We start from the raw sequence: 25,022 nt of genomic DNA on the forward strand, positions 1-25,022 counted from the left end.
GGCCAAGCTCAGGCCTGCCGCGACGCCCCATGGGCGCTCGTGTGACTCCCAAGGGTGTTCGTGTGACTCCCCAGGGGTGCCGGATTGGCTTTCCCGCCGCAGGTGAGTGCAGGATGCGTTTCTGGGCGCGAGGGTCTGACGACGGACCCGGGTCCGCCTCAACGGCAAGAAGAACACGGGAGTAACAACATGAACCGCAGTGAGCTGGTGGCCGCCCTGGCCGACCGCGCCGAGGTGACCCGTAAGGACGCCGACGCCGTGCTGGCCGCGTTCGCCGAGGTCGTCGGCGACATCGTCGCCAAGGGCGACGAGAAGGTCACCATCCCCGGCTTCCTGACCTTCGAGCGCACCCACCGTGCCGCTCGCACCGCTCGTAACCCGCAGACCGGCGACCCGATCCAGATCCCGGCCGGCTACAGCGTGAAGGTCTCCGCGGGCAGCAAGCTCAAGGAAGCGGCCAAGGGCAAGTAACCTTGCCGGCTGTCTCGCACGGGATGGTGCGCGGCGCGTAGAACGCCTGATGGGGGCGGCACCTGGTCTTCCAGGTGCCGCCCCCATCGTCGTAGGGATTTCGGGTGCGGGTCCGGTGGGGGGGCTGGTCGCGCCCCACCGGACCCGCATATGTCACAGCCCCGCGCCCCTTACGGGGCGCGGGCCCCTAGCCCAGCGCCTTGCCCGGCAGCTCGACCTTCGCGCCGAGCTCCATGAGCTTCTCCATGAAGTTCTCGTAGCCGCGGTTGATCAGCTCGATGCCGTGGACCCGGGAGGTGCCCTGGGCCGCGAGGGCGGCGATGAGGTACGAGAAGCCGCCGCGCAGGTCGGGGATGACCAGGTCGGCGCCCTGGAGGCGGGTGGGGCCGGAGACGACCGCCGAGTGCAGGAAGTTGCGCTGGCCGAAGCGGCAGTGGGAGCCGCCGAGGCACTCGCGGTAGAGCTGGATGTGCGCACCCATCTGGTTCAGCGCCGAGGTGAACCCGAGCCGGGACTCGTAGACCGTCTCGTGGACGATCGAGAGGCCGGTGGCCTGCGTCAGCGCGACGACCAGGGGCTGCTGCCAGTCGGTCTGGAAGCCCGGGTGGACGTCCGTCTCCAGCGCGATCGACTTCAGCTGGCCGCCCGGGTGCCAGAAGCGGATGCCCTCGTCGTCGATCTCGAAGGCACCGCCCACCTTCCGGTAGGTGTTCAGGAACGTCATCATCGAGCGCTGCTGGGCGCCCCGGACATAGATGTCGCCTTCGGTCGCCAGCGCGGCGGACGCCCAGGAGGCGGCCTCCAGGCGGTCCGGGAGCGCCTTGTGGTTGTAGCCGCCGAGCGAGTCCACACCGGTGATGCGGATCGTGCGGTCGGTGTCCATCGCGATGATGGCGCCCATCTTCTGCAGGACGCAGATGAGGTCCTCGATCTCCGGCTCGATCGCCGCGTTCGAGAGTTCCGTCACGCCCTCCGCGAGGACGGCCGTGAGCAGCACCTGCTCGGTCGCGCCCACCGACGGGTACGGCAGCTGGATCTTGGTGCCCCGCAGCCGTCGCGGCGCCTCCAGGTACTGGCCGTCCTCCCGCTTCTCGATCTTCGCGCCGAACTGCCGCAGCACCTCGAAGTGGAAGTCGATCGGCCGGCCGCCGATGTCGCAGCCGCCGAGGCCGGGGATGAACGCGTGGCCGAGGCGGTGCAGGAGGGGGCCGCAGAAGAGGATCGGGATGCGCGACGAGCCCGCGTGGGCGTCGATGTCGGCGACGTTCGCGCTCTCCACGTTCGTCGGGTCCATCACCAGCTCGCCCGGCTCGTCGCCGGGGCGGACCGTTACGCCATGCAGCTGCAGCAGTCCGCGCACGACCCGTACGTCGCGGATGTCGGGCACGTTGCGCAGCCGGCTCGGACCGCTGCCGAGCAGCGCGGCGACCATGGCCTTGGGTACGAGGTTCTTCGCACCGCGGACACGGATCTCGCCACTGAGCGGGGTGCCGCCGTGTACAAGCAGTACGTCGTCAGAGCCGTTGACGGTCATGGATCTCGCGTTCCGTGGAGTTGGGCAGAGGCGTGTGCGGCGTGGGCGGACGGCCGACGGACCCGTTGTGCGGGGGCCGGCGCGGCGCGAGCCGGAGAGCTAGCGTAATCGCCGCCCACCCCCCTTCCGTAAGCCCAAGTGCTTCTCAGCCACGTCATGGATTCGCCACAACACGAACCGTTCACCACCGGCCACGGGGGGTCACCGCGCGGACCCGTGCGACCCCGGCGCCCGCCGGTCTCCCCTCACCGCCCCGCCGGAGCTGCCGCGGGCCGCTGGCCTGGATTCATGGCCGCGCGCACACCGCTAGGGGCATTGACTCCCCGTACGCGGGCGGGATGCGGGATCATGTCTGGCATGACCGAGGTGTCCTCGCTCACAGGGCGGCTGCTCGTGGCCACGCCCGCCCTGGCGGACCCGAACTTCGACCGCGCTGTCGTGCTGCTCCTCGACCACGACGAGAAGGGCTCGCTCGGCGTGGTCCTCAACCGGCCCACCCCGGTGGACGTCGGCGACATCCTGGAGGGCTGGGCGGATCTCGCCGGCGAACCCGGGGTGGTCTTCCAGGGCGGCCCGGTGCAACTGGACGCGGCGCTGGGGGTCGCGGTGATCCCCGGCGGCGGCTCCGTGGACCGGACCCCGCTCGGCTGGCGGCGCGTGCACGGCGCGATCGGCCTGGTCGACCTGGAGGCCCCGCCGGAGCTGCTGGCCTCCGCGCTCGGCTCGCTGCGCATCTTCGCCGGGTACGCGGGCTGGGGCCCCGGCCAGTTGGAGGACGAACTGGCCGAGGGCGCCTGGTACGTCGTCGAGTCCGAACCCGGCGACGTGTCCTCCCCCTGCCCGGAACGGCTCTGGCGCGAGGTCCTGCGCCGCCAGCGCAGCGAACTCGCGATGGTGGCCACGTACCCGGACGACCCTTCGCTCAACTGATGCGAGTGCGCTTCAGTACCCTTGGCGTCATGAGCACTCTTGAGCCCGAGCGCGGTACTGGTACGGGGACCCTCGTCGAGCCGACGCCGCAGACGTCGCACGGCGATGGTGACCACGAGCGCTTCGCCCACTATGTCCAGAAGGACAAGATCATGGCGAGCGCCCTCGACGGCACGCCCGTCGTGGCGTTGTGCGGGAAGGTGTGGGTCCCGGGCCGCGACCCGAAGAAGTACCCCGTGTGCCCCATGTGCAAGGAGATCTTCGAGTCCCTCGGCGCGGGCGGCGACGACCAGGGCGACGGCAAGAAGTAATCAGGGCGCGATCGGCTCGGGAGCGCTGTCGGCGGGTGCTCCCGAGCTTTGTCGCGCCCTTTGTACTGAACCTCGTTGCAGGGGACGCTTCTTCGGATCACAAGGTGGTTGAGACCTCTTGTGGTCATGTTCATGTACTCCATAGCCTCCGGTGTGTTGTGTAGAGCAGAACGCCCGTTGCAGAGAATGCAACGCTCCGCTCCCCCCTCCGGAGGATTCGCTCGATGAAGCTCGCCGCCCGACTCGCCGCGCCCCTAGCGGCACTGGCCCTCGCCGGGCTGACCGCCTGTGCCCCTCAGACCTCCGACAACTCCTCCTCCGGGGAGGACGAGAAGACCGGCACCCTGCGGGTGTGGCTCTTCCAGGAGGTGAGCAACGAGCCGAAGCAGAAGGTCGTCGACAAGGTGGTCGCCGCCTTCGAGAAGGCGCACGACGGCGCGAAGGTGAAGGTCGAGTACATCCCCGTCGAGACCCGCGCCCAGCGCATCAAGGCCGCCTTCAACGATCCCGAGAGCGCGCCCGACGTCATCGAGTACGGCAACACGGACACCGCCGGCTACGTGAAGGACGGCGGACTCGCCGACGTCACCACGGAGTTCAACGCCTGGTCCGAGGCCAAGGACTCCGACCCGACCGCCAAGACGTCCGTGACGGTCGACGGAAAGGTCTACGGGGCGCCGTTCTTCGTGGGCGTGCGCGCCCTGTACTACCGCACCGACGTCTTCGAGGAACTCGGCCTCGAACCCCCGAAGACCCTCGACGAGCTGGCCACCACCGCCAAGCGGATCCGCGCCGCCGAGCCGGACCTGTACGGGCTCGTCGTCGGCGGCGCCTACACCTACGGCGCCATGCCCTTCGTCTGGGCCAACGGCGGCGAGATCGCCGAGGGCAAGGGCGGCTCGTACGCCTCCACCATCGACAGCGCGGCCGCCCAAAAGGGCATCGAGGCCTACACCTCGCTGTTCGGCGACGACAACTGCCCGGCCGCCAAGTGCGCGAGCATGGGCGGCAACGACACGGTCACCGCGTTCGCCGCCGGCAAGGCGGGCATGGCGATCGGCGGTGACTTCAGTCACGCGGCGGTGGAGGCCGGCAAGGTCAAGGGCAAGTACGCGGTCGTGCCGCTGCCGGGGGTGAAGTCCGGCTCGGTGGCACCCGCGTTCGCGGGCGGCAACAACATCGGCGTCCTGAAGAGCACCACGCACCGCACCCTCGCCGTCGACCTGATGAAGCGGCTGGCGTCCAAGGAGACCCAGGGCGAACTCTTCGACGCGATGGGCTTCCTGCCGACGTACACGGACGTGCGGGCCGAGGCGGCCGAGGAGGAGCCGTTCATCGAGCCCTTCGTCAAGACGCTGTCCTCCGGTACGAAGTTCGTGCCCGCCTCCCCGGCGTGGGCGCAGATCGACGCGTCGCTGGTGCTGCCGACGATGTTCCAGGAGGTCGTCAGCGGCAAGAAGGACGTGGCGGAGGCGTCGAAGGACGCGGCGAAGCGGATGAACGATGCGTTCGGCTCCGCCGGTTGAGCGGGGGGCGCCCAGTGGGGTGGGGGGGTGCTGAGCGTGGGCGGCCTCGGGTTCGTCGTGGCTTGTCAAGCGGTTCCCCGCGCCCCTTTCGGGGCGCGACCCCTTGGCTCTATCTCGCCCCGGCGCTTGTCGTCCTCGGTGGGTTGTTCGTCTATCCCGTCTATCAGCTTGGGCTGATCTCGTTCTTCGAGTACACGCAGGCTCAGGTCAGTGGTGGGGAACCAGCCACGTTCCAGGGGTTGGGGAACTACGCCGAGCTGTTCGGGGACGGGCAGTTCTGGCAGGTGCTGCTCGCCACCGTCGTGTTCGCGGCGGCGTGTGTGGTGTCCACGCTCGCCGTCGGATGCGCGCTCGCCGTGCTGCTGACACGAGTACGGGCCGTGCCGCGGCTCGCGCTGATGCTGGCGGCGCTCGGCGCCTGGGCGACCCCGGCGATCACCGGCTCCACGGTCTGGCTGTTGCTGTTCGACCCGGACTTCGGGCCGGTCAACCGCGTCCTGGGGCTCGGCGACCACTCCTGGACGTACGGGCGGTACAGCGCCTTCTTCCTCGTCCTGCTCGAAGTGGTCTGGTGTTCTTTCCCGTTCGTGATGGTGACCGTCTACGCGGGCATCCGCTCCGTACCGGCGGAGGTCCTGGAGGCCGCGGCTCTGGACGGCGCCTCGCAGTGGCGGATCTGGCGGTCGATTCTCGCGCCGATGCTCCGCCCGATCCTCGTCGTCGTCACCATTCAGTCGATCATCTGGGACTTCAAGGTCTTCACCCAGATCTATGTGATGACGGGTGGTGGCGGTATAGCGGGCCAGAACCTCGTCCTGAACGTGTACGCCTACCAGAAGGCGTTCGCGTCCTCGCAGTACGGCCTCGGCTCGGCGATCGGCGTGGTGATGCTGGTGATTCTGCTGGCGGTCACCCTCGTCTATGTGCGACTGCTGCGCGGGCAAGGGGAGGAGCTGTGAATTCACCGGGTTTCCCGCGACGGCCCTGGCGGCTCGCCGCGGAGGCGTCCGCCCTGGTCATCGCGGTCGTGGTGGCGTTCCCGCTCTACTGGATGGTGCTGAGCGCCCTCAAGCCGACGGGTGAGATCGAGTCGTCCGAGCCCCGGCCGTGGACCCTCGCGCCGACCCTGGATTCCTTCCGCCGCGTCTTCGGGCAGCAGGAATTCGGCCGTTACTTCGCCAACAGCCTTGTCGTCGCCTGCACGGTGGTCGTCGCCTCCGCGCTCATCGCGTTTCTCGCCGCGACGGCGGTCACGCGATTCCGCTTCCGATTCCGGACCACCTTGCTGATCATGTTCCTGGTGGCCCAGATGGTTCCGGTGGAGGCGCTGACCATCCCTCTCTTCTTCCAGATGCGGGACTTCGGTCAACTCAATACGCTGGGCGCGCTGATCCTGCCCCACATCGCCTTCTCGCTGCCGTTCGCGATCTGGATGCTGCGGGGCTTCGTGAAGGCCGTACCGGAGGCGCTGGAGGAGGCCGCCCAACTCGACGGGGCGAGCCGTTCCCGATTCCTCTGGCAGATCCTTTTCCCCCTCGTCTTCCCGGGGTTGGTCGCCACCAGTGTCTTCTCCTTCATCTCGGCGTGGAACGACTTCCTGTTCGCCAAGTCGTTCATCATCAGCGACACCTCCCAGTCCACCCTGCCGATGGCCCTCCTGGTCTTCTACAAGCCGGAAGAGCCGGACTGGGGCGGCGTGATGGCGGCGTCCACCGTGATGACCGTCCCGGTGCTGATCTTCTTCGTACTCGTACAGCGACGGCTGGTCTCCGGACTGGGCGGCGCGGTGAAGGACTGATGTGAGGAACTCCCCCCTGATCCCGGCACCCTGCGGCGTCGCCGCCGGTGCCGGCGAGGTACGGCTGACCGCGCACTCCCGGCTCTTCGCCTGCGACGGGACGGAGGGCGTCGGCCGCTGGCTGGGCACCGTACTGCGGGACGCCACCGGCCTGCCGCTGCGCGAGGGACGGGAACTCGACGACACGGAGGGGGACGGCATCGGGCTCCGGCTCGACCCCGGACTCGGTTCCGAGGAGTACCGCCTCGTCAGCGACCCCTCCGGCGTCCTCGTCGAGGGCGGCGGCGCGGCCGGTGTCTTCTGGGGTGCGCAGACCCTGCGTCAACTCCTCGGCCCCGAGGCGTACCGCAGGGCCCCGATCCACCGCGACCGCGCCTGGACCGTGCCGTACGTCACCGTCGAGGACGCCCCCCGCTTCCGCTGGCGCGGCCTCATGCTCGACGTCGCCCGGCACTTCATGCCCAAGGACGGGGTCCTGCGCTATCTGGACCTGATGGCCGCGCACAAACTCAACGTCCTCCACCTGCACCTGACCGACGACCAGGGCTGGCGGGTCGAGATCAAGCGGTACCCCCGGCTGACCGAGGTCGGCTCCTGGCGGGCCCGTACGAAATTCGGCCACCGCGCCTCACCCCTGTGGGAGGAGAAGCCGCACGGGGGTCACTACACCCAGGACGACCTCCGCGAGATCGTCGCCTACGCGGCGGAGCGGCACATCACGGTGGTCCCCGAGATCGACGTCCCGGGACACAGCCAGGCCGCCGTCGCCGCGTACCCGGAACTCGGCAACACCGACGTCGTCGACACGGCCTCCCTCGCCGTCTGGGACACCTGGGGCGTCAACAAGAACGTACTCGCCCCCACCGACCACACCCTGCGCTTCTACGAGGGGGTGTTCGAGGAGGTCCTGGAGCTGTTTCCGGCCGATGCCGCCCCGTTCTCGGCGTTCGTGCACATCGGCGGCGACGAGTGCCCCAAGGACCAGTGGCGGGAGTCGGCCGCCGCGCAGGCCCGGATGCGGGAGCTGGGGCTCGCGGACGAGGACGCGTTGCAGTCCTGGTTCGTCCGGCACTTCGACAACTGGCTGACCGCGCGCGGGCGTCGCCTGATCGGATGGGACGAGATCCTGGAGGGTGGCTTGGCGCCGGGGGCCGCGGTGTCGTCCTGGCGGGGGTACGCGGGCGGTGTCACGGCGGCCCGCATGGGTCACGACGTGGTCATGTGTCCCGAGCAGCAGGTGTATCTGGACCACCGGCAGGACGACGGCCCCGACGAGCCGGTGCCCATCGGCTGGGTGCGCACCCTGGAGGACGTCTTCCGGTTCGAGCCCGTTCCACCGGAGTTGACGCACGACGAGGCTCGGCACGTGCTGGGCACCCAGGCCAATGTGTGGACCGAGGTGATGGAGGATCAGGCGCGCGTGGACTACCAGACGTTTCCGCGCCTGGCGGCCTTCGCCGAGGTGGCCTGGAGTCGGCTGCCGGCCCCCGCCGAACGTGACTTCGGCGACTTCGAGCGGCGGATGACGGTCCACCGCGCGCGACTTGACGCCCTGGGGGTCGGTTATCGGCCGCCTTCGGGCCCCCGTCCGTGGCAGCGACGACCCGGTGTGCTCGGACGTCCGATCGAGGGGGCGCCCCCGAACGTGTGAGGCGGCCGCGAAGGCGTAGGACGGAAAGCGCGTGCCCTGCGACGGTGGCCGCACGGGACACGAGTGAGACAAGAGGTGTGAGAGCCCCCGGAAGAGGTCAATCCATGCCTACGGGAGATGTCGTGCCAAAACGGACCATCTCTCGGGTGAGGTGGGCGAATGCCTCCTAGCGGACCCCCGCGTTCGGGCCTCGCGAGAATGTGCCAGAGTTGCCACGTCCGCCCTGTCAGCACGTACGGTACGGCAACACAGGCGGACCAGGGTCTGCCGCTCGGATCATGCCGGCTTCGGGCAACGGTGCCGGATGATGGCCGGTGAGCGGGACTTGCTGCGTGCAGCTGCAAGGCGGAGGAGGGCGTCGACGCGGAGCGTCGGCGACCGACGACAACGCCGCAGATGTGCTCGGCAGGCCCCGCGTCCCAGGCGTGATCCGAACGACAGACCCTACGGTGGGGCAGCGGGAAGGGGCAGCCGGTTTGACCACGCACGCACCGCAGGCGGCGCAGGCCGTGACCCTGCCCGGCTCGCTGGACGAGGCCGTGGCGGCCCTCGCCGCCATGCCCTGGGCGGTTCCGGTGGCGGGCGGCACGGACCTCATGGCCGCGGTCAACTCCGGGCAGCTCAGGCCCGCCGCGCTGGTCGGGCTCGGCCGGATCAGCGAGATCCGCGGCTGGCAGTACCAGGACGGCCATGCCCTCCTGGGAGCGGGACTGACGCACGCCCGGATGGGGCGCCCGGACTTCGCGGCGCTCATTCCGGCGCTCGCCGCCGCCGCGCGCGCCGCCGGACCACCGCAGATCCGCAACGCCGGCACCCTCGGCGGCAACATCGCGACGGCCGCCCCCACCGGGGACGCGCTGCCCGTGCTCGCCGCCCTGGAGGCCACGCTGATCATCGCGGGCCCGGGCGGGGCCCGCCGTGAGATGCCCGTCTCCCACCTGCTGGCCGGCATGGAGATGCTGCGCCCCGGTGAACTCATCGGCTTCGTGCGCGTGCCGCTGCTGCACGCCCCCCAGGTCTTCCTGAAGGCCACCGGGCGCACCGGCCCCGGCCGCGCGGTCGCCTCCGTCGCCCTCGTCCTCGACCCCGCCCGGCGCGGGGTGCGGTGCGCCGTCGGAGCCATAGCGCCGATGCCGCTGCGCCCGCTGGACGCCGAGGCGTGGGTCGGTCAGTTGATCGACTGGGACGGCGAGCGCACCCTGGTGCCCGAGGCGCTCCAGGCCTTCGGCGAGTACGTCGCCGCCGCCTGCATCCCGGACCCGGCCCCCGAGGTCGACGGCTCCGTGACACCGCTTCCGCCCGCCGTACTGCACCTGCGGCGCACCGTCGCCGCGCTGGCCCGACGAGCACTGGGGAGGGCACTGTCGTGACCGACGACCAGCACGGAGAGGGCACCCCGCAGCAGGGGGGCCAGGGCGGCTGGGAGCGGCTGCCGCAGGGCGACTACGACGACGGCGCCACCACGTTCGTCCAGCTCCCCGAGGGGGGCATCGACGCACTGCTCGCCGCCGACACCCCGCTGGCCGCGCCCGGCCACGGCTATGTGCCGCCGCAGATAGCGACGAACTCCGTCAACGCGGCCGACCCGGCCCCGGCGCACCCGGGGCAGGTCGGTGACACGGCCCACACCGCCGGTACCGACCCGTCCGTCCCGGGTACCTGGGCGATGCCGGCCGGGGGTGCCGAGTGGCACGACCCGAACGCCGGGCAGCCCTCGCCGCCGACGCAGCACGGGTTCACGTACAACCCGGGCTCGACCGGGCAGTGGACGTTCGGGGAGCCGGCCGCACCGGAAGGCGCCGCTCCCGGTCACGATGTGACCGGCGAGTGGTCGATTCCGGTCGCCGGTGGTGATCTTCCGGACGAATCCGGTGAGTTCAGCACCTCGGCCCTGGTCGAGCAGTGGGGCGGCACCCCGCCCGCCACGCTCCCCGGCGGAGCCGCCGCGCCCTGGGCGACGGAGGAGATCGGCACGGCGTGGACCGCGCCGCCGCCCGCCCGGACCGACGAGCACCCCGCCGACGAGCACCCGGCCGACGAACGCCCGGGCGACGAGCACTCGGCCGCGGGCCGCCCGGCGGGAGACGGTGCGCCGGGCACGGCCCCGGACGCCTCCGGCGTGCCCTCCGCGGCCTCTGGGGGCGCGTACCCCGGTGAGGGTCCCGAGAGCGCCGGGGAGGCCACGGAAGGCCTTCAGGAGCCCGCTGGGCCGGTCGGCGGGGCCGATGCGGAGCCCACGGACGGTACGGACCCCGAGCGGACCGAGGAGCCGGAGACGGCCGCCGACGCATCCGGGGCCGCCGAGCCGGGCGAGTCCGCCGAGCCCTCCGGGGCCGAGGGCGACCCGGCCGCGGCCGAGGAGTCCGCCCCGACCCCGCCCCCGCACGACGACCACCCTCTCGCCTCCTACGTCCTGCGCGTCAACGGAACCGAGCGGCCCGTCAGCGACGCCTGGATCGGCGAGTCGCTGCTCTACGTGCTGCGCGAGCGGCTCGGCCTCGCCGGCGCCAAGGACGGCTGCTCGCAGGGCGAGTGCGGCGCCTGCAACGTGCAGGTCGACGGGCGGCTCGTGGCGTCCTGTCTGGTGCCGGGGGTCACCGCCGCCGGCAGCGAGGTGCGCACCGTCGAGGGCCTCGCCGCCGACGGGCAGCCCTCGGACGTGCAGCGGGCCCTCGCCAAGTGCGGTGCCGTGCAGTGCGGTTTCTGCGTGCCCGGCATGGCGATGACCGTGCACGACCTCCTGGAGGGCAACCCCGCCCCCACCGACCTGGAGACCCGCCAGGCGCTCTGCGGCAACCTCTGCCGCTGCTCCGGCTACCGGGGCGTCCTCGCGGCCGTCCGTGACGTCGTCGCCGAGCGCGAGGCGCACACGGCCGCCGAGAACGAGGCCCCGGACACCGACGAGGCGCGCATCCCGCACCAGGCCGGTCCCGGCGCGGGCGGCGTCAACCCGGCGGCGTACGACGCCCAGCAGACACCCCCACCCGCCCCGCACGACCCCGACCGGTCCTACGGCGGCCAGGGGCTGTCGTTCACCGGCCCGGACGACTCGTACGGCGGCCAGGGACAGTCCTTCGGAGGTCAGGACCAGTCGTTCGGGGGCCAGGACCAGTCCTTCGGAGGGCAGGACCAGTCGTTCGGAGGGCAGGACCAGTCCTTCGGGGGGCAGGACCAGTCGTTCGGCGGCGGTCCGGGAGACACCTACGGCGGCCAGGGCCAGTCCTTCGCCGGTCAGGGTGACACGTACGGCGGCCAGGGGCAGTCGTTCGGCGGTCAGGACGACTCGTACGGCGGTCAGGGCCGGTCGTTCGGCCAGGACGGAGGCCAGACGTGAGCAACGAAACCGTCATCGCGACGCCCGCGGGCCCCGGCGAGACCGCGCCCGCTCCCGAGCAGTTGCCGCACGGCCTGGGCGCGTCCCTGCCGTCCGCCGACTCCCGGGCCAAGTCCGAGGGCACCTTCCCGTACGCGGCCGACCTGTGGGCCGAGGGCCTGCTGTGGGCCGCCGTGCTCCGCTCGCCGCACCCGCACGCGCGCATCGTGTCCATCGACACGTCCCACGCGCGCGAGATGCCCGGCGTACGGGCCGTCGTCACCCACGAGGACGTGCCGGGCGTCGCCCTGCACGGCCGCGGCAAGGCCGACCGGCCCCTGTTCGCCTCCGAGGTCGTACGCCACCACGGCGAGCCCATCGCGGCCGTCGCCGCCGACCACCCCGACACCGCGCGGATGGCCGCCGCCGCCGTCATCGTCGAGTACGAGGTGCTCGACCCGGTGATCGACCCGGAGCAGGCCTTCGAGGCCGAGCCCCTGCACCCCGACGGCAACCTCATCCGGCACATCCCGCTGCGCCACGGCGACCCGAACGCGGCCGGCGAGATCGTCGTCGAGGGCCAGTACCGCATCGGCCGCGCGGACCCGGCCCCCATCGGCGCCGAGGCCGGCCTCGCCGTGCCCCGCCCCGACGGCGGCGTCGAGCTCTACGTGGCCTCCACCGACCCGCACACCGACCGCGACGCGGCCGCCGCCTGCTACGGCCTGGCCCCCGACCGCGTCAAGATCGTCGTCACCGGTGTCCCCGGCGCCACCGCCGACCGCGAGGACCAGGGCTTCCAGCTCCCGCTCGGCCTGCTCGCCCTGAAGACCGGCTGCCCGGTCAAGCTGACGGCCACCCGCGAGGAGTCCTTCCTCGGCCACGCCCACCGCCACCCCACCCTGCTGCGCTACCGCCACCACGCGGACGCCGAGGGCAAGCTGGTCAAGGTCGAGGCGCAGATCCTGCTCGACGCGGGCGCCTACGCCGACACCTCCTCGGAGGCGCTGGCCGCCGCCGTCTCGTTCGCCTGCGGCCCCTACGTGGTCCCCAACGCCTTCATCGAGGGCTGGGCGGTCCGCACCAACAACCCGCCCTCCGGCCATGTGCGCGGCGAGGGCGCGATGCAGGTCTGCGCCGCCTACGAGGCGCAGATGGACAAGCTGGCGAAGAAGCTGGGCATCGACCCGGCGGAACTGCGCATGCGCAACGTGATGTCCACGGGCGACGTGCTGCCGACGGGCCAGTCGGTGACCTGCCCGGCACCGGTCGCCGAACTCCTCCAGGCCGTCCAGGAGTTCCCCCTGCCCGCCCTGCCCAAGGACACCCCCGAGGAGGAGTGGCTGCTCCCGGGCGGTCCCGAGGGTGCGGGCGAGCCGGGTGCCGTGCGGCGCGGCGTCGGCTACGGCCTCGGCATGGTCCACATGCTCGGCGCCGAGGGCGCGGACGAGGTCTCCACGGCCACCGTGAAGGTCCACGACGGCATCGCGACCGTCCTGTGCGCCGCCGTCGACACCGGCCAGGGCTTCTCCACCCTCGCCCGGCAGATCGTCCAGGAGACCCTCGGCATCGACGAGGTCCACATCGCCCAGGTCGACACCGACCAGCCCCCGGCGGGCCCGAGCTGCCGAGGCCGGCACACGTGGGTCTCCGGCGGCGCGGTGGAGCGGGCGGCGAAGATGGTCCGCACCCAGCTGCTGCAGCCCCTGGCGCACAAGTTCGGCATGTCCACGGAGCTGCTGCAGATCACCGACGGCAAGATCACGTCGTACGACGGGGTGCTGTCCACCACGGTCGCGGAGGCGATGGACGGCAAGGAACTCTGGGCCACCGCCCAGTGCCGCCCGCACCCCACCGAACCGCTGGACGAGGCCGGCCAGGGCGACGCGTTCGTGGGCCTCGCCTTCTGCGCGATCCGCGCGGTCGTCGACGTCGACATCGAACTCGGCTCGGTCCGGGTCGTGGAGCTGGCCGTCGCCCAGGACGTCGGCCGGATCCTCAACCCCGACCAGCTCACCGCGCGTATCGAGGCGGGCGTCACCCAGGGCGTGGGCATCGCGCTGACCGAGAACCTGCGCACCCCGCGGGGCCTGGTCCGCCACCCCGACCTGACCGGCTACGCCCTGCCCACCGCCCTCGACGCCCCCGACATCCAGCTCGTCAAACTGGTGGAGGAGCGGGACGTCGTCGCCCCCTTCGGCGCGAAGGCGGCCAGCGCGGTGCCGGTGGTCACCTCACCGGCGGCCATCGCGGCGGCGGTGCGGGCGGCCACGGGCCGCCCGGTGAACCGCCTGCCGATCCGTCCGCAGGCGGCGGTGGTGACGGGGGCGTAGGGCCGGGGGAGGCGCCCGCGGCGGCCTCCGGCACAGCCTTCGACGTGTGTGTTCGCGCGTACGGCGGGCGTTGTCAGTGGGGCGGCGTATGGTTCTGGGAAGTGGGAACGACGACCGCTCGGCGGTGCGGGGACCCCACTGGGGGAAGCACACTGAGAACCATGTGCCGGGGGGAGCCATGAGCACAATGACGATGGGGACAATGGGCCTGACGGACCTGAGCGACCTGCGTGATCCGACCTACCTGAACGACCTGGCGGTGCTGACCGGAGGACCGGTCAGCCGCTCCGGACTGGCGCTGGACCTGCCGCCCCGGCTGCTGGACGAGGAGTTCGGCCCGAGCAGGGTGTGGCGCTTCGAGGACTTCGACTTCCCGGCCACGCTCACCCACGAGCCGACCCGCCGCTTCCTGCGGGACATGGGCCTGCCGGAGGACCACGGCTTCTTCCACCTCGACACGGACATCCCGCTGCCGACCCTCGCCGAGTACTACGCGCACATCCACGCCGGCGCGTGCTCCCCCGACCGACTCCCCTCCCGAGCGGCCCACCTGATCCGCCTCGGCCACTTCGTCGAGGGCAACAGCCTCGTCGTCGACGGCACCACCGGCGCGATCCTCAACTGGAGCGAGCCCGAGTCGACCCTCTGCCCCCTCGACGCCGACCTCTCCACCCTCGCCTTCACCCTCTGGCTCCTCCACCGTGAGAAGCACGAGAAGACGGCGACGGGTTGCTGGGTGGACCGCCTGCGCAACGAGGCGTGCGCGGAGTTCTGACCCCGCCGGACCCCAACCCGCCGGACCCCACGGACCCGGCCACCGGCACATGACGACGGGCCGACCGCTGAGAAGGCGGTCGGCCCGTCGACGTACGGAGGCCGTGGCGGGAATCGAACCCGCGTAACTCGCTTTGCAGGCGAGTCCCTGAACCACTCGGGCACACGGCCGGGTCGGAGCGGGGGACCGGTGGGGCTGGTCCTCCGAACTCGATGAGTCGACCGTAGGCGGGGGCGGGTGGGGGTCTCAAGGGTGGTGGGGGTGCTGCAACGGGACTGCCATACGCCGTTCATGAATGGGTGGGGTGGGTGCGGGGCTGGTCGTACGACCAAGGTCTCGGGTGGGTGAAGGTCTATCCCGGTGTACGGGTTCGCGTTCTCGGCGTATTTCACCTGCTTCCGGCGGGGATGCGCCGGCGTTCACGCCGGGGAGGATTTGCCTCCTGCCGGCTGCGACGGGGAGCGTCGCCGCGTCAGTTCTTCGTCCGGCGCGGAGCGCCTGCGGCTGCCCGGCGGAAGCAGGTGAATGCGAACAGTCGTCCCGCTGGTCACCTGCTGTGATGAGTGCCGGGCGAATGGCGGTTGTGTGTGCGGAGGTCGTACTACGGTCCGATGCCATGAAGCTGGTCGTGCAGGTGAAGTTGCTGCCGACGCCCGAGCAGGCGTCGGCACTCGAGGCGACCCTGCGCGCCTGCAACCGGGCCGCCACCTACGCCTCGCGGGTTGCCTTCGCCGAGAACCTCAAGGACCGCAACGGTCTGCAGAAGAAGGTGTACGCGGACCTGAAGACCACCTTCGGGCTGTCGGCGCAGCCGGCGGTGCGGGCGGTGAAGAAGGTCGTCGACGCCTACGCCGCCCTGAAGGCCAATCTGCGGGCCGGGAATCTGGGCCCGCCCACCAGCAAGCGGCACCGCAGGGCGGTCGGCTCACCCATCGTCTTCCGCCCGCAGGCGGCCCAGCCGTTCGACGACCGTTGCCTGTCGTGGCAGTACGACGCACGCACGGTGTCCGTCTGGACCGCCGCCGGGCGGATGAAGGGCATCCGCTTCGCCTGCTCCTCCGACCAGTTCAAGACCCTCGTGCAGTACCGCAAGGGCGAGAGCGACCTCGTCCAGCGCGGCGGGAAGTGGTTCCTGATCGCCACCTGCGACATCCCCGACCCGGAGGTGTACGAGCCCGCCGACTGGATCGGGGTCGACCGCGGCATCGTGAACCTGGCCACCACCAGCGACGGCACCAACCACCAGGGCCGCCGCCTGTCCCGCTACCGGCGCTGGCAGGCCCGCAAACGCGCCGAACTCCAGACCAGGCAGACCCGTTCGGCCACGCGCCGCCTCGCCCGCCGCGCGCAGAAGGAACGCCGCCATGCCGCCCAGGTGAATCATCGGATCAGCAAGGAGATCGTGTCCGTTGCCCAACGCACCGGTCGTGGCATCGCCGTCGAGGACCTCGGCGGGATCCGTGAACGGGTACGGCTACGCGGCGACCAGCGGGGCACCCTCTCCTCCTGGCCCTTCCACCAGCTCGGACACCACCTCGCCTACAAAGCGCGTAAGGCTGGGGTGCCGTTCCTGGAAGTGGATGCGCGCCATACCTCGCAGCGCTGCCCGCGCTGCGGTCACACCGAGCGGGCCAACCGGCCTACCCGGGACCATTTCCGCTGCCGTAGGTGCGGGCTCGCTGGCCCCGCCGACGTCGTCGCCGGGGTCAACGTGCGCGACCGCGCTCGCTCGGCGTGGGCATTCGTCACCATGCCCGTTCCACACCCGGTCCGACCGGAGAGGGAGATGCGACCCGTGACCGTCCTGTCGTAGGGGGCAGTCGGGAGCGCGACAAGGTGTGAACGACCGAGCCAACAAGCTCGGCCGTTCACGGCCGAGAAGGTGACGACGAGCCTGTTCGGTGGTCGACTCCATCCCGGTGTGGATCGTGGCCGTCGCCTGGGACGGGTGCTTCGGGACGGGGCTCGTGATCTCCTCCACCGGCGTCCTCCTGCTCCAGCTCTCCGCCCCCGAGCAGGCCGGCACCAACTCCGCTTCCCTGCAGATCTCCGACGGCCTGTCCAACGCGCTCCTCCTCGCGGCGGGCGGCGCCGCGTTCGCCGCGCTGGGCGGAGGCGCGGTCGGCCACACGGCCACCACGACCGCCCAAGCCGCCTCCCACCCGGCCGCCTTCGTCGCGGTGTTCCTGCCGATGGCGGGGGTGGCGTTGGTGGGGGCCTGGGTGACTACGCGGTTGCGGGCGCGGTGAGGGATGGCGGGGCGGGGGCTCGGGGTCTCGGCGAGGTTCGTAAACCGGTGGTTATCGGGTGAACGCTGCCCCTGGTCTCGCCCCATGACCGAGATCACCCTCCGCCTCGACCCCGAGGGCCATCGTGCCCTCGCCGACCTCGCCGATGCCCAGGGGCGACGGCCGGAGGAGGTTGCGGAAGAAGCCGTGGCCATGCTTTTGCGGACGGAGGCGGGCAGCGTGCGGGCGCGGGCCGAGCGGCTCGCCGCGCAGCATGCCGAGTTGCTGCGGAGGTTGGGCGAGTGAGCGCGGAGGTGCGGGAGATGAGCCGTCATCTGACGGTGGCCGAGGTGACGGCCATCGCCGGGATCGCCTTCGGCGGGCGGCAGCCCGAGACGCGCGAGGCGGGGCTGCTGGAGTCGGCCGTGCACCGTTCGCGTGCCCGGATGTTCGGCACCGCCGCCTACACCGACCGCTACGAGCAGGCCGCCGCCCTGCTCCACGCTCTCGCCACCAACCACCCCCTCGTGGACGGCAACAAGCGAACGGCCTGGCTCGCGGCGGCCACCTTCCTGGCGGTCAACGGGGTGGACCTCGCGGCGGTGGACCAGGACCGGGCGTACGACCTGGTCATCGATGTGGCGCCCGGTGGGGAGAGCGAGGTCGGTGCGATCGCCGAGCGGTTGCGGGGGTTGTGAGGTGGATCCCATCGCCGGGGGAGGGGGTGTCGTACGCGCGTTGACACGGTCCGGGCGCCGGTAGGGTGGCCCGGTTGTCATACGTAGCCGAGGTGTCCGAGTCGCTGCGCGAGTCGCCCTGGGCTACCCGCCGAGCCGCCCGCCCGTCGCCCACCACCGCCCTACTCGACGCGCTACGCGCGGCCCTTCGATTCCACCCAGACCGGAGACCGTGACTACCACCGCCACCTCCTCCTCGAACCACCACCTCTCGCCCGCCTTCCCCGGCCGTGCCCCCTGGGGTACCGCCAGCAAGCTGCGCGCCTGGCAGCAGGGGGCGATGGAGAAGTACATCCAGGAGCAGCCGCGGGACTTCCTCGCGGTCGCGACCCCGGGCGCCGGTAAGACGACCTTCGCGCTGACGCTCGCGTCCTGGCTGCTGCACCACCATGTCGTGCAGCAGGTGACGGTCGTGGCGCCCACCGAGCACCTGAAGAAGCAGTGGGCGGAGGCCGCGGCGCGGATAGGGATCAAGCTGGACCCCGAGTACAGCGCGGGACCGCTCAGCAAGGAGTACGACGGGGTCGCGGTCACCTACGCGGGTGTGGGTGTGCGGCCCATGCTGCACCGCAACCGCAGCGAGCAGCGCAAGACCCTGGTGATCCTGGACGAGATCCACCACGCCGGTGACAGCAAGTCCTGGGGCGAGGCCTGTCTGGAGGCGTTCGAGCCCGCCACCCGCCGGCTCGCGCTCACCGGTACGCCCTTCCGGTCCGACACCAACCCCATCCCCTTCGTCACGTACGAGGAGGGGGCGGACGGCATCCGGCGGTCCTCCGCCGACTACACCTACGGCTACGGCAACGCGCTCGCCGACAACGTCGTGCGGCCCGTCATTTTCCTCTCCTACAGCGGCAACATGCGCTGGCGGACCAAGGCGGGGGACGAGATCGCCGCGCGCCTCGGCGAGCCCATGACCAAGGACGCGGTCAGCCAGGCCTGGCGTACGGCACTGGATCCGCGCGGCGAGTGGATGCCGAGCGTGCTGCGCGCCGCCGACCAGCGACTCACCGAGGTCCGCAAGGCCATCCCGGACGCCGGTGCTCTCGTCATCGCCACCGACCAGGACTCCGCCCGCGCCTACGCCAAGCTGATCCGGGAGATCACGGGGACCAGCGCGACGGTCGTCCTGTCCGACGATTCCGGTGCCTCGGACCGTATCGACGAGTTCAGCCGCAACACCGACCGGTGGATGGTCGCCGTGCGCATGGTGTCCGAAGGGGTCGACGTGCCCCGGCTGGCCGTCGGGGTCTACGCCACCACCATCTCCACCCCGCTGTTCTTCGCCCAGGCTGTCGGACGTTTCGTACGGTCCCGGCGGCGCGGCGAGACCGCGTCCGTGTTCCTGCCGACCGTGCCCGACCTGCTCACCTTCGCCAACGAGATGGAGGTCGAGCGGGACCACGCCCTCGACAAGCCGAAGAAGGCGGGCGAGGAGGACCCGTACGCCGAGGAGGACAAGCTCCTCGCGGAGGCGGAGAAGCAGCAGGACGAGGACACCGGCGAGCAGGACATGCTGCCGTTCGAGGCGCTGGAATCCGACGCCGTGTTCGACCGGGTCATGTACAACGGCGCCGAGTTCGGCATGCAGGCCCATCCCGGCAGCGAGGAGGAGCAGGACTACCTCGGCATTCCGGGGCTGCTGGAACCCGACCAGGTGCAGCTGCTGCTGCAGAAGCGGCAGGCGCGGCAGATCGCGCACAGCCGCAAGAAGCCGGACGCCGAGGCCGACCTGGTGGAGCTGCCGGCCGACCGGCGGCCCGTGGTCACCCACAAGGAACTCCTTGAGCTGCGGAAACAGCTCAACGGCATGGTCGGCGCGTACTCCCACCAGAGCGGCAAGCCGCACGGGGTCATCCACACCGAGGTACGGCGGGTGTGCGGCGGACCGCCGAGCGCCGAGGCCACGGCGGGGCAGCTGCGCCAGCGGATCGCCAAGGTGCAGGAGTGGGCGACCCGGATGAAGTGACGCCGGGGGAGCGCACTCCGTGGGCCCATACCGAGAGCGCGCTCCGGGGGTGCGTGCAGGTGCGTGAGGGTGTGTTCCAGGGAGCGTGGCGGGGAGTGTGCCGTGCGTGGTGCGCTCGTACATTTCGCGACAAAACGAAGTAGTCCGTACCGGACACTGCCCGGATTCTGGACGGAGTCTTCCGCTTAGCGAACCCGCTCGTCTACTGTCCCGCTACGCACACGCCCCGTGGCAGCGCCGCCGCGGAGCGCAGCCGTGAAGCGACTCCGCCCGGATCATCCGGGTTCAGCCGATCGGCGGCCTCTGTAGCGCGTCGCCGAACGGGACCGGTGACGCATCAGCCGTGACAGGGGTCGCCGCCCTCACCCAAGAAGGAGTGGGCGTCGTGACCGCGGAGACCTCTCAGACGCTTGACCGGGGACTGCGCGTCCTCAAGCTGCTCGCCGATACCGACCACGGGCTGACCGTCACCGAACTGTCCAACAAGCTCGGGGTCAACCGGACTGTTGTCTACCGCCTGCTCGCCACCCTGGAGCAGCACTCCCTCGTCCGTCGTGACCTGGGCGGACGTGCCCGGGTGGGGCTGGGTGTGCTGCGGCTCGGGCGGCAGGTGCATCCGCTGGTGCGGGAGGCCGCGTTGCCCGCGTTGCGCTCGTTGGCCGAGGACATAGGGGCGACCGCCCACCTCACGCTCGTCGACGGCACCGAGGCGTTGGCCGTCGCCGTCGTCGAGCCGACGTGGACGGACTACCACGTGGCGTACCGGGCCGGGTTCCGGCACTCGCTGGACCGGGGGGCCGCGGGGCGGGCCATCCTGTCGGGGCGGCAGCAGCCGGGGGACTGGCCGGGGTACGCGCTCACGCACGGTGAGCTGGAGGCCGGAGCGAGTGGAGCCGCCGCGCCGCTGCTCGGGGTGACGGGGGTCGAGGGCAGCGTGGGCGTGGTGATGCTGGCCGACGCGGTGCCGGAGAGGGTGGGCCCGCGGGTGATGGACGCGGCACGGGAAGTGGCCGACGCGCTCCGGTGACGCAGGGGCCGGTGACACAGGGGCTGGGACGCGGGGCCCGGTGACTCGGGCCGCGGTGCCGCGGACTCCGGCTTCGGTGACACGGGTGCCTCCTGCTAGGGGTGTAGTTCCAGCCAGTCCAGCAGGTGTGTGGTGAAGGTCTCCGGCTGCTCCATGTTCGGGTAGTGGCCGACGCCCTCGATGGTGAGGGTGTGGCCTTTCGTGGCGACCGTGCCGACCAGGCGTTCGGCCATGGCGATGAGGTCCGGGGCGTCCAGGGCGCCGTTGACGGCGAGGGTGGGGGCGGTGATGCCGGCGGCGCGGGCCCAGGTGTCCGTGACCGGGACGTGCCAGTCCGTCTCGCCGGCGGTGTGCTTGAGGGCGGTGGCGCGGCTCATCTCCCGTACCCGCCGGACGACGTCGGGGTCCACGTCCTCGACCGTGCGGTACGGGCCGGCGACGGCCTCGCCGACCACGTCGAGCCAGCCCTCGATGTCGCCCGACATCAGCGTGCCGTAGTACCGGGCGACGCTGTCCTTGGTCCAGGGGTCCGTGTACTCGGGCTCGCTGGTGCCGACACCGCTGACGACGAGGGCGCGTACGAGGTCGGGATGCTCCAGGGCCGTGTCGACCGCCGTGGCTCCGCCCATCGACATGCCGACCAGGACCGCCGGGCCGGTGTCCAGGTGGCGCAGCAGTGCGGCGAGGTCGTCGGTGAAGCGGAACGGTTTGCTCGCGTTGGCGGAGGCGCCGTGCCCTCGCGCGTCCGGGGCGATGACCCGGTGACCTGCCGCCGTCAGGGCGGGCACCAGGTCGCGCCACATGGTGTGGTCCGTGAAGCCACCGTGCAGCAGCACGAGCGGGGTGCCCGAACCGGCGTCCTGGTAGGCGAGGGGGCCGTCGTCGGACCGGAAAGTGCGTGTGAGGACCTGCGAGGCATCAGTCATGACAACCAAGGTGTCATGTTGAGGGAAAGATGACAACCCAGTTGTCATTCTCTGGTGCGGTGGGGGAGTGGCAGACAATGAGCCGGTGACAGAGACCAATGAGCCGCTGCCGCCCGACGCGCTCGCCGGGCGGCTGTCCGAGGTGTTCGCCGTCCTGGGGCCCCTCTACCGGCGGACGACCCGCGCGCTGGAGCTGAAGGAACGGAAGGAGGGGTTCCCTGTCGGCGTACGCGCCGTCCTGGAGCTGTTGCGGATGGCCGAGCGTCCGATGACCGTGCCGCAGATGGGGCGGACGCTGGCCTTGAGCAGGCAGTTCGTGCAGCGGATGGTCAACGAGGCGGCCGGGCGGGACCTCGTCGAGGCCATCCCCAACCCCGCGCACCAGCGCTCCTCCCTGATCCGGCTGACCGACACCGGCCGTACGGCCATCGACGCGCTGGTCGCCCGGGAGAGCGCGCTGCTGAAGCAGGCCGGAGGCGATCTGACGACGGCCGACGTCGATTCCTGTGTGCGGGTCCTGACGCAGCTCCTCGCCCTCTTCGAGGACGTGGACGTCAACTGAGACGCGCCGCCCCGGCCTCGGCTGCGGTCCGGGGCACCACCGCCCCCTGGCCGGAAGTGTCCCTCACGTTAGATTGACTCCGTGCTCTCTCGTCTCTCCAGCCTTTCGCGTCCCGTCGCCGTAGCCATAAGCGCGCTGCCGGTGGTGGGGCTGCTCGCCACGGTGACGTTCGCGCCGTTGCCGTTCTCCGTGGCGCAGCCGGGGATGACGGCGAACGTGCTCGGCGAGAACAAGGGCGAGCCGGTGATCACGATCAGCGGCGCGGAGGCCCGCGAGACCAGCGGCCAGCTGCGGATGACGACGATCGAGGCGACGGGACCGGACGCCCGTATCCACCTCGGCGATGTGCTCGACGGCTGGTTCCGTACCGACCAGGCCGTCATGCCGCGCGAGGCGGTCTACCCCAGCGGCGACACCACCGAGGAGATCCAGGAGCACAACGCGGCCGAGATGAAGCAGTCCCAGGACACCGCCACCGAGGCCGCGCTCGCCTACCTCGGCGAGGACTCCGGTGACGTCGAGGTCACGCTGCGGCTCGCCGACGTCGGCGGCCCCAGCGCGGGCCTGCTCTTCTCCCTCGGCATCATCGACAAGCTCGACGGCGACGGCAGCGGCGGCGACCTCACGGGGGGCCGCGTCATCGCCGGTACGGGGACCATCGACACCTCGGGCAAGGTGGGCGCGGTCGGCGGGGTCGCCCTCAAGACCCAGGCCGCCCGTCGCGACGGCGCCACCGTGTTCCTGGTCCCCAAGGCCGAGTGCTCCGACGCCAAGGCCGAACTGCCCAAGGGGCTGCGTCTCATCCCGGTGACGACCCTGAAGGGCGCGGTCGGCTCCCTCGTCGCGCTGGAGACGGGCAAGGGTTCCGTACCGAGCTGCTGACGGGAACACCGCGCCGGCGTGCTGAAAGCGCCGAACAGCGGTTTCTCGCGGTAATTGCCGGCGTAATCCCGGCCTACTCCCGGTGTACTCCCGGAAGCTCACCGGTACGTGCCCCAGGGTTGTCGGCTAGGCCGTCGTCTCCCGGTGCCCTTCGGTACGTTCGCGAAGCGCCTCCTGCTCCACCAGCGGGATGATCCGCAGCGGTACGGGGTTCTCCATGACGATCGCCGTGGCGGCCCGGACGATGCCGTCAAAACCGACGACCCGGTCGATCACCCGCTGGAGATCGGCGTTCGACCGGGCCACCAGCCGGCACAGCATGTCCCCACTGCCGGTCGTCGTGTGCAGTTCCAGCACCTCCGGCACGGTCGCCAAGTGCGCCCGTACGTCCGCCCCTTGCCCCTGCCGGATCTGCAGGGTCGCGAACGCCGTGACCGGGTAGCCGAGCGCGGCCGGATCCACCTCGGGACCGAACCCGCGGATGACGCCACTCGACTGAAGCCGGTCGAGCCGGGCCTGCACCGTGCCCCGCGCGACCCCCAGCCGCCGGGACATCTCCAGCACCCCGATCCGGGGCTCGCGCGCGAGCAGGACGATCAACCGCCCGTCCAGATGATCGATCGCCACCAGGCCTCCCGAGTTGGTTATGCTGCACAGAACGAGCCGCATGATGCATATGTCGCTGAACAGATTGTCCAGCTGACACGCCAACTGTTGCACACCTTGTGGTGCGGGAGGACTCTGCGGTCATGGCAGCCACCTCCGCGCACACACCCGGCACGCACGACGTCCCCGGCACCGCACGGCAGGCGGATCCCTTCCCGGTCAAGGGAATGGACGCGGTCGTCTTCGCCGTGGGCAACGCCAAGCAGGCCGCCCACTACTACTCCACGGCGTTCGGCATGCGCCTCGTCGCCTACGCCGGCCCCGAGACCGGCAGCCGCGAGACGGCGAGCTACGTCCTGGAGAACGGCTCGGCCCGGTTCGTCCTCACCTCGGTCGTCAAACCCGCCACCACCTGGGGCCACTTCCTCGCCGAGCACGTCGCCGAGCACGGCGACGGTGTGATCGACCTCGCCATCGAGGTCCCGGACGCCCGCCGCGCGTACGCCTACGCCGTCGAGCACGGCGCGCGTTCCGTCACCGAGCCGTACGAGCTGAAGGACGAGCACGGCACGGTCGTCCTGGCCGCGATCGCCACCTACGGCACGACCCGGCACACCCTCGTCGAACGCACCGGCTACGACGGCCCGTACCTCCCCGGCTACGTCCCCGCCGACCCCCTCGTCGAGCCGCCCGCCCAGAGCACGTTCCAGGCCATCGACCACTGCGTGGGCAACGTCGAACTCGGGCGCATGAACGAGTGGGTGGAGTTCTACAACCGCGTCATGGACTTCACCAACATGAAGGAGTTCGTGGGCGACGACATCGCCACCGAGTACAGCGCGCTGATGTCGAAGGTCGTGGCGGACGGCACGCTGAAGGTCAAGTTCCCCATCAACGAGCCCGCCATCGCCAAGAAGAAGTCCCAGATCGACGAGTACCTGGAGTTCTACGGCGGCGCGGGCGTCCAGCACATCGCGCTCAACACGAACGACATCGTCAGGACGGTACGGACGATGCGGGCGGCCGGTGTCGAGTTCCTCGCCACGCCCGACTCCTACTACGACACGTTGGGGGAGTGGGCCGGCGACACCCGCGTCCCCGTCGACACCCTCCGCGAACTCAAGATCCTCGCGGACCGGGACGAGGACGGGTATCTGCTGCAGATCTTCACCAAGCCGGTCCAGGACCGGCCGACGGTCTTCTTCGAGATCATCGAGCGGCATGGGTCGATGGGCTTCGGCAAGGGCAACTTCAAGGCGCTGTTCGAGGCGATCGAGAGGGAGCAGGAGAAGAGGGGCAACTTGTGAGGGCGCCTTGGAGCTCGGGGGTTCGAGTGCGTCGGCGGGTGCGGCCTGGGTGGGGCTTCTCGCGCAGTTCCCCGCGCCCCTGAAAGCCCAGGCCCTGCGGGCCTGAAAAGCACGGGGCGCAGCCCCTGCTTTTCAG

Annotated in this window: 22 protein-coding genes, 1 tRNA gene and 1 pseudogene; 20 read left to right on the forward strand and 4 right to left on the reverse strand. The window is 71.1% G+C overall.

Annotated elements, in window-relative coordinates:
• The first annotated feature begins 189 nt into the window (after positions 1–189).
• Positions 190–471 (forward strand): HU family DNA-binding protein, encoded by a 282-nt coding sequence (locus K1J60_RS27160; protein ID WP_005486790.1) that lies wholly within the window; start codon positions 190–192, stop codon positions 469–471.
• Between the two features lie 187 nt (positions 472–658).
• On the opposite strand, the gene murA is transcribed toward K1J60_RS27160, so the two are convergent.
• Complete coding sequence (gene murA / locus K1J60_RS27165) at positions 659–2,005, reverse strand: UDP-N-acetylglucosamine 1-carboxyvinyltransferase (protein WP_220648479.1); 1,347 nt, start codon at positions 2,003–2,005, stop codon at positions 659–661.
• Positions 2,006–2,362: 357 nt separating this feature from the next.
• On the opposite strand from murA, the gene K1J60_RS27170 reads away from it, so the two are divergent.
• The 10 genes from K1J60_RS27170 to K1J60_RS27215 all read left to right on the forward strand — a co-directional run bounded on the left by K1J60_RS27170 (position 2,363) and on the right by K1J60_RS27215 (position 14,642).
• Entirely contained in the window at positions 2,363–2,935 is a 573-nt protein-coding gene (locus tag K1J60_RS27170; protein WP_033524989.1) for a YqgE/AlgH family protein, read from the forward strand.
• A 29-nt stretch (positions 2,936–2,964) separates the two neighbouring features.
• The gene (locus K1J60_RS27175) at positions 2,965–3,246 is read left to right on the forward strand and encodes a DUF3039 domain-containing protein (protein WP_005486786.1); all 282 of its coding nucleotides are present in this window, start codon (positions 2,965–2,967) and stop codon (positions 3,244–3,246) included.
• Between the two features lie 224 nt (positions 3,247–3,470).
• A complete protein-coding gene (locus K1J60_RS27180; RefSeq protein ID WP_220648480.1) occupies positions 3,471–4,772 on the forward strand; it encodes an extracellular solute-binding protein in 1,302 nt (433 codons plus the stop codon).
• A 62-nt stretch (positions 4,773–4,834) separates the two neighbouring features.
• The gene (locus tag K1J60_RS27185; protein ID WP_259407936.1) at positions 4,835–5,731 is read left to right on the forward strand and encodes a carbohydrate ABC transporter permease; all 897 of its coding nucleotides are present in this window, start codon (positions 4,835–4,837) and stop codon (positions 5,729–5,731) included.
• Positions 5,728–6,570 (forward strand): carbohydrate ABC transporter permease, encoded by an 843-nt coding sequence (locus tag K1J60_RS27190; RefSeq protein ID WP_220648482.1) that lies wholly within the window; start codon positions 5,728–5,730, stop codon positions 6,568–6,570. Before K1J60_RS27185 ends, K1J60_RS27190 begins: the two co-directional genes overlap by 4 nt.
• Position 6,571: 1 nt before the next feature.
• The gene (locus tag K1J60_RS27195; protein WP_220648483.1) at positions 6,572–8,221 is read left to right on the forward strand and encodes a beta-N-acetylhexosaminidase; all 1,650 of its coding nucleotides are present in this window, start codon (positions 6,572–6,574) and stop codon (positions 8,219–8,221) included.
• Positions 8,222–8,697: 476 nt separating this feature from the next.
• Positions 8,698–9,591 carry an FAD binding domain-containing protein gene (locus K1J60_RS27200; RefSeq protein ID WP_033524994.1) on the forward strand — a complete coding sequence of 298 codons (894 nt, stop codon included), beginning with the start codon at positions 8,698–8,700 and terminating at the stop codon, positions 9,589–9,591.
• A complete protein-coding gene (locus K1J60_RS27205; protein ID WP_220648484.1) occupies positions 9,588–11,555 on the forward strand; it encodes a 2Fe-2S iron-sulfur cluster-binding protein in 1,968 nt (655 codons plus the stop codon). The genes K1J60_RS27200 and K1J60_RS27205 overlap by 4 nt, the downstream gene beginning before the upstream one ends.
• Positions 11,552–13,867, forward strand: coding sequence for a xanthine dehydrogenase family protein molybdopterin-binding subunit (locus tag K1J60_RS27210; RefSeq protein WP_220648485.1), 2,316 nt, complete (start codon positions 11,552–11,554; stop codon positions 13,865–13,867). The genes K1J60_RS27205 and K1J60_RS27210 overlap by 4 nt, the downstream gene beginning before the upstream one ends.
• Before the next feature lie 178 nt (positions 13,868–14,045).
• Complete coding sequence (locus K1J60_RS27215) at positions 14,046–14,642, forward strand: SUKH-4 family immunity protein (protein WP_259407937.1); 597 nt, start codon at positions 14,046–14,048, stop codon at positions 14,640–14,642.
• A 98-nt stretch (positions 14,643–14,740) separates the two neighbouring features.
• On the opposite strand, the gene K1J60_RS27220 is transcribed toward K1J60_RS27215, so the two are convergent.
• Positions 14,741–14,812, reverse strand: a tRNA-Cys gene (locus tag K1J60_RS27220).
• A 446-nt stretch (positions 14,813–15,258) separates the two neighbouring features.
• On the opposite strand from K1J60_RS27220, the gene K1J60_RS27225 reads away from it, so the two are divergent.
• The 6 genes and pseudogenes from K1J60_RS27225 (at position 15,259) to K1J60_RS27250 (ending at position 20,603) form a co-directional block, all read left to right on the forward strand.
• Complete coding sequence (locus tag K1J60_RS27225) at positions 15,259–16,455, forward strand: RNA-guided endonuclease InsQ/TnpB family protein (RefSeq protein ID WP_259407938.1); 1,197 nt, start codon at positions 15,259–15,261, stop codon at positions 16,453–16,455.
• 88 nt (positions 16,456–16,543) lie between these two features.
• Positions 16,544–16,891: pseudogene (locus K1J60_RS27230) on the forward strand (MFS transporter); the annotation flags it as partial.
• Between the two features lie 84 nt (positions 16,892–16,975).
• A complete protein-coding gene (locus tag K1J60_RS27235; RefSeq protein ID WP_220648487.1) occupies positions 16,976–17,176 on the forward strand; it encodes a hypothetical protein in 201 nt (66 codons plus the stop codon).
• A gap of 17 nt (positions 17,177–17,193) precedes the next feature.
• The gene (locus tag K1J60_RS27240) at positions 17,194–17,568 is read left to right on the forward strand and encodes a type II toxin-antitoxin system death-on-curing family toxin (protein ID WP_220648488.1); all 375 of its coding nucleotides are present in this window, start codon (positions 17,194–17,196) and stop codon (positions 17,566–17,568) included.
• A 211-nt stretch (positions 17,569–17,779) separates the two neighbouring features.
• Positions 17,780–19,576 (forward strand): DEAD/DEAH box helicase, encoded by a 1,797-nt coding sequence (locus K1J60_RS27245; protein WP_033525001.1) that lies wholly within the window; start codon positions 17,780–17,782, stop codon positions 19,574–19,576.
• Between the two features lie 385 nt (positions 19,577–19,961).
• A complete protein-coding gene (locus tag K1J60_RS27250; protein WP_033525002.1) occupies positions 19,962–20,603 on the forward strand; it encodes an IclR family transcriptional regulator in 642 nt (213 codons plus the stop codon).
• A 95-nt stretch (positions 20,604–20,698) separates the two neighbouring features.
• Here the strand turns inward: K1J60_RS27250 and K1J60_RS27255 are convergent, their stop codons facing one another.
• Complete coding sequence (locus K1J60_RS27255; RefSeq protein ID WP_220648489.1) at positions 20,699–21,529, reverse strand: alpha/beta fold hydrolase; 831 nt, start codon at positions 21,527–21,529, stop codon at positions 20,699–20,701.
• A gap of 85 nt (positions 21,530–21,614) precedes the next feature.
• Here K1J60_RS27255 and K1J60_RS27260 point away from each other — a divergent pair, with 85 nt between their 5' ends.
• Positions 21,615–22,091: a MarR family winged helix-turn-helix transcriptional regulator gene (locus K1J60_RS27260; RefSeq protein WP_220648490.1), complete on the forward strand. Its 477-nt coding sequence runs from the start codon at positions 21,615–21,617 to the stop codon at positions 22,089–22,091.
• Between the two features lie 81 nt (positions 22,092–22,172).
• The gene (locus K1J60_RS27265; protein ID WP_220648491.1) at positions 22,173–22,973 is read left to right on the forward strand and encodes a S16 family serine protease; all 801 of its coding nucleotides are present in this window, start codon (positions 22,173–22,175) and stop codon (positions 22,971–22,973) included.
• A 126-nt stretch (positions 22,974–23,099) separates the two neighbouring features.
• Here K1J60_RS27265 and K1J60_RS27270 read toward each other — a convergent pair whose 3' ends face one another.
• A complete protein-coding gene (locus tag K1J60_RS27270) occupies positions 23,100–23,600 on the reverse strand; it encodes an Lrp/AsnC family transcriptional regulator (RefSeq protein WP_220648492.1) in 501 nt (166 codons plus the stop codon).
• A gap of 122 nt (positions 23,601–23,722) precedes the next feature.
• Between K1J60_RS27270 and hppD the strand changes: the two genes are divergently transcribed.
• Positions 23,723–24,886, forward strand: coding sequence for a 4-hydroxyphenylpyruvate dioxygenase (hppD, locus tag K1J60_RS27275; RefSeq protein ID WP_220648493.1), 1,164 nt, complete (start codon positions 23,723–23,725; stop codon positions 24,884–24,886).
• Positions 24,887–25,022 lie beyond the last annotated feature (136 nt).

It is taken from the genome of Streptomyces akebiae (assembly GCF_019599145.1).
In the GTDB taxonomy this organism is placed as follows: domain Bacteria; phylum Actinomycetota; class Actinomycetes; order Streptomycetales; family Streptomycetaceae; genus Streptomyces; species Streptomyces akebiae.

What these genes read in the sequence shown, in the direction of transcription:
- K1J60_RS27160 (WP_005486790.1), top strand. Translation starts at nt 190, where the DNA reads ATGAACCGCAGTGAGCTGGTGGCCGCCCTGGCCGACCGCGCCGAGGTG.
- murA (WP_220648479.1), bottom strand. Translation starts at nt 2,005, where the DNA reads ATGACCGTCAACGGCTCTGACGACGTACTGCTTGTACACGGCGGCACC.
- K1J60_RS27170 (WP_033524989.1), top strand. Translation starts at nt 2,363, where the DNA reads ATGACCGAGGTGTCCTCGCTCACAGGGCGGCTGCTCGTGGCCACGCCC.
- K1J60_RS27175 (WP_005486786.1), top strand. Translation starts at nt 2,965, where the DNA reads ATGAGCACTCTTGAGCCCGAGCGCGGTACTGGTACGGGGACCCTCGTC.
- K1J60_RS27180 (WP_220648480.1), top strand. Translation starts at nt 3,471, where the DNA reads ATGAAGCTCGCCGCCCGACTCGCCGCGCCCCTAGCGGCACTGGCCCTC.
- K1J60_RS27215 (WP_259407937.1), top strand. Translation starts at nt 14,046, where the DNA reads ATGAGCACAATGACGATGGGGACAATGGGCCTGACGGACCTGAGCGAC.
- K1J60_RS27225 (WP_259407938.1), top strand. Translation starts at nt 15,259, where the DNA reads ATGAAGCTGGTCGTGCAGGTGAAGTTGCTGCCGACGCCCGAGCAGGCG.
- K1J60_RS27235 (WP_220648487.1), top strand. Translation starts at nt 16,976, where the DNA reads ATGACCGAGATCACCCTCCGCCTCGACCCCGAGGGCCATCGTGCCCTC.
- K1J60_RS27240 (WP_220648488.1), top strand. Translation starts at nt 17,194, where the DNA reads ATGAGCCGTCATCTGACGGTGGCCGAGGTGACGGCCATCGCCGGGATC.
- K1J60_RS27255 (WP_220648489.1), bottom strand. Translation starts at nt 21,529, where the DNA reads ATGACTGATGCCTCGCAGGTCCTCACACGCACTTTCCGGTCCGACGAC.
- hppD (WP_220648493.1), top strand. Translation starts at nt 23,723, where the DNA reads ATGGCAGCCACCTCCGCGCACACACCCGGCACGCACGACGTCCCCGGC.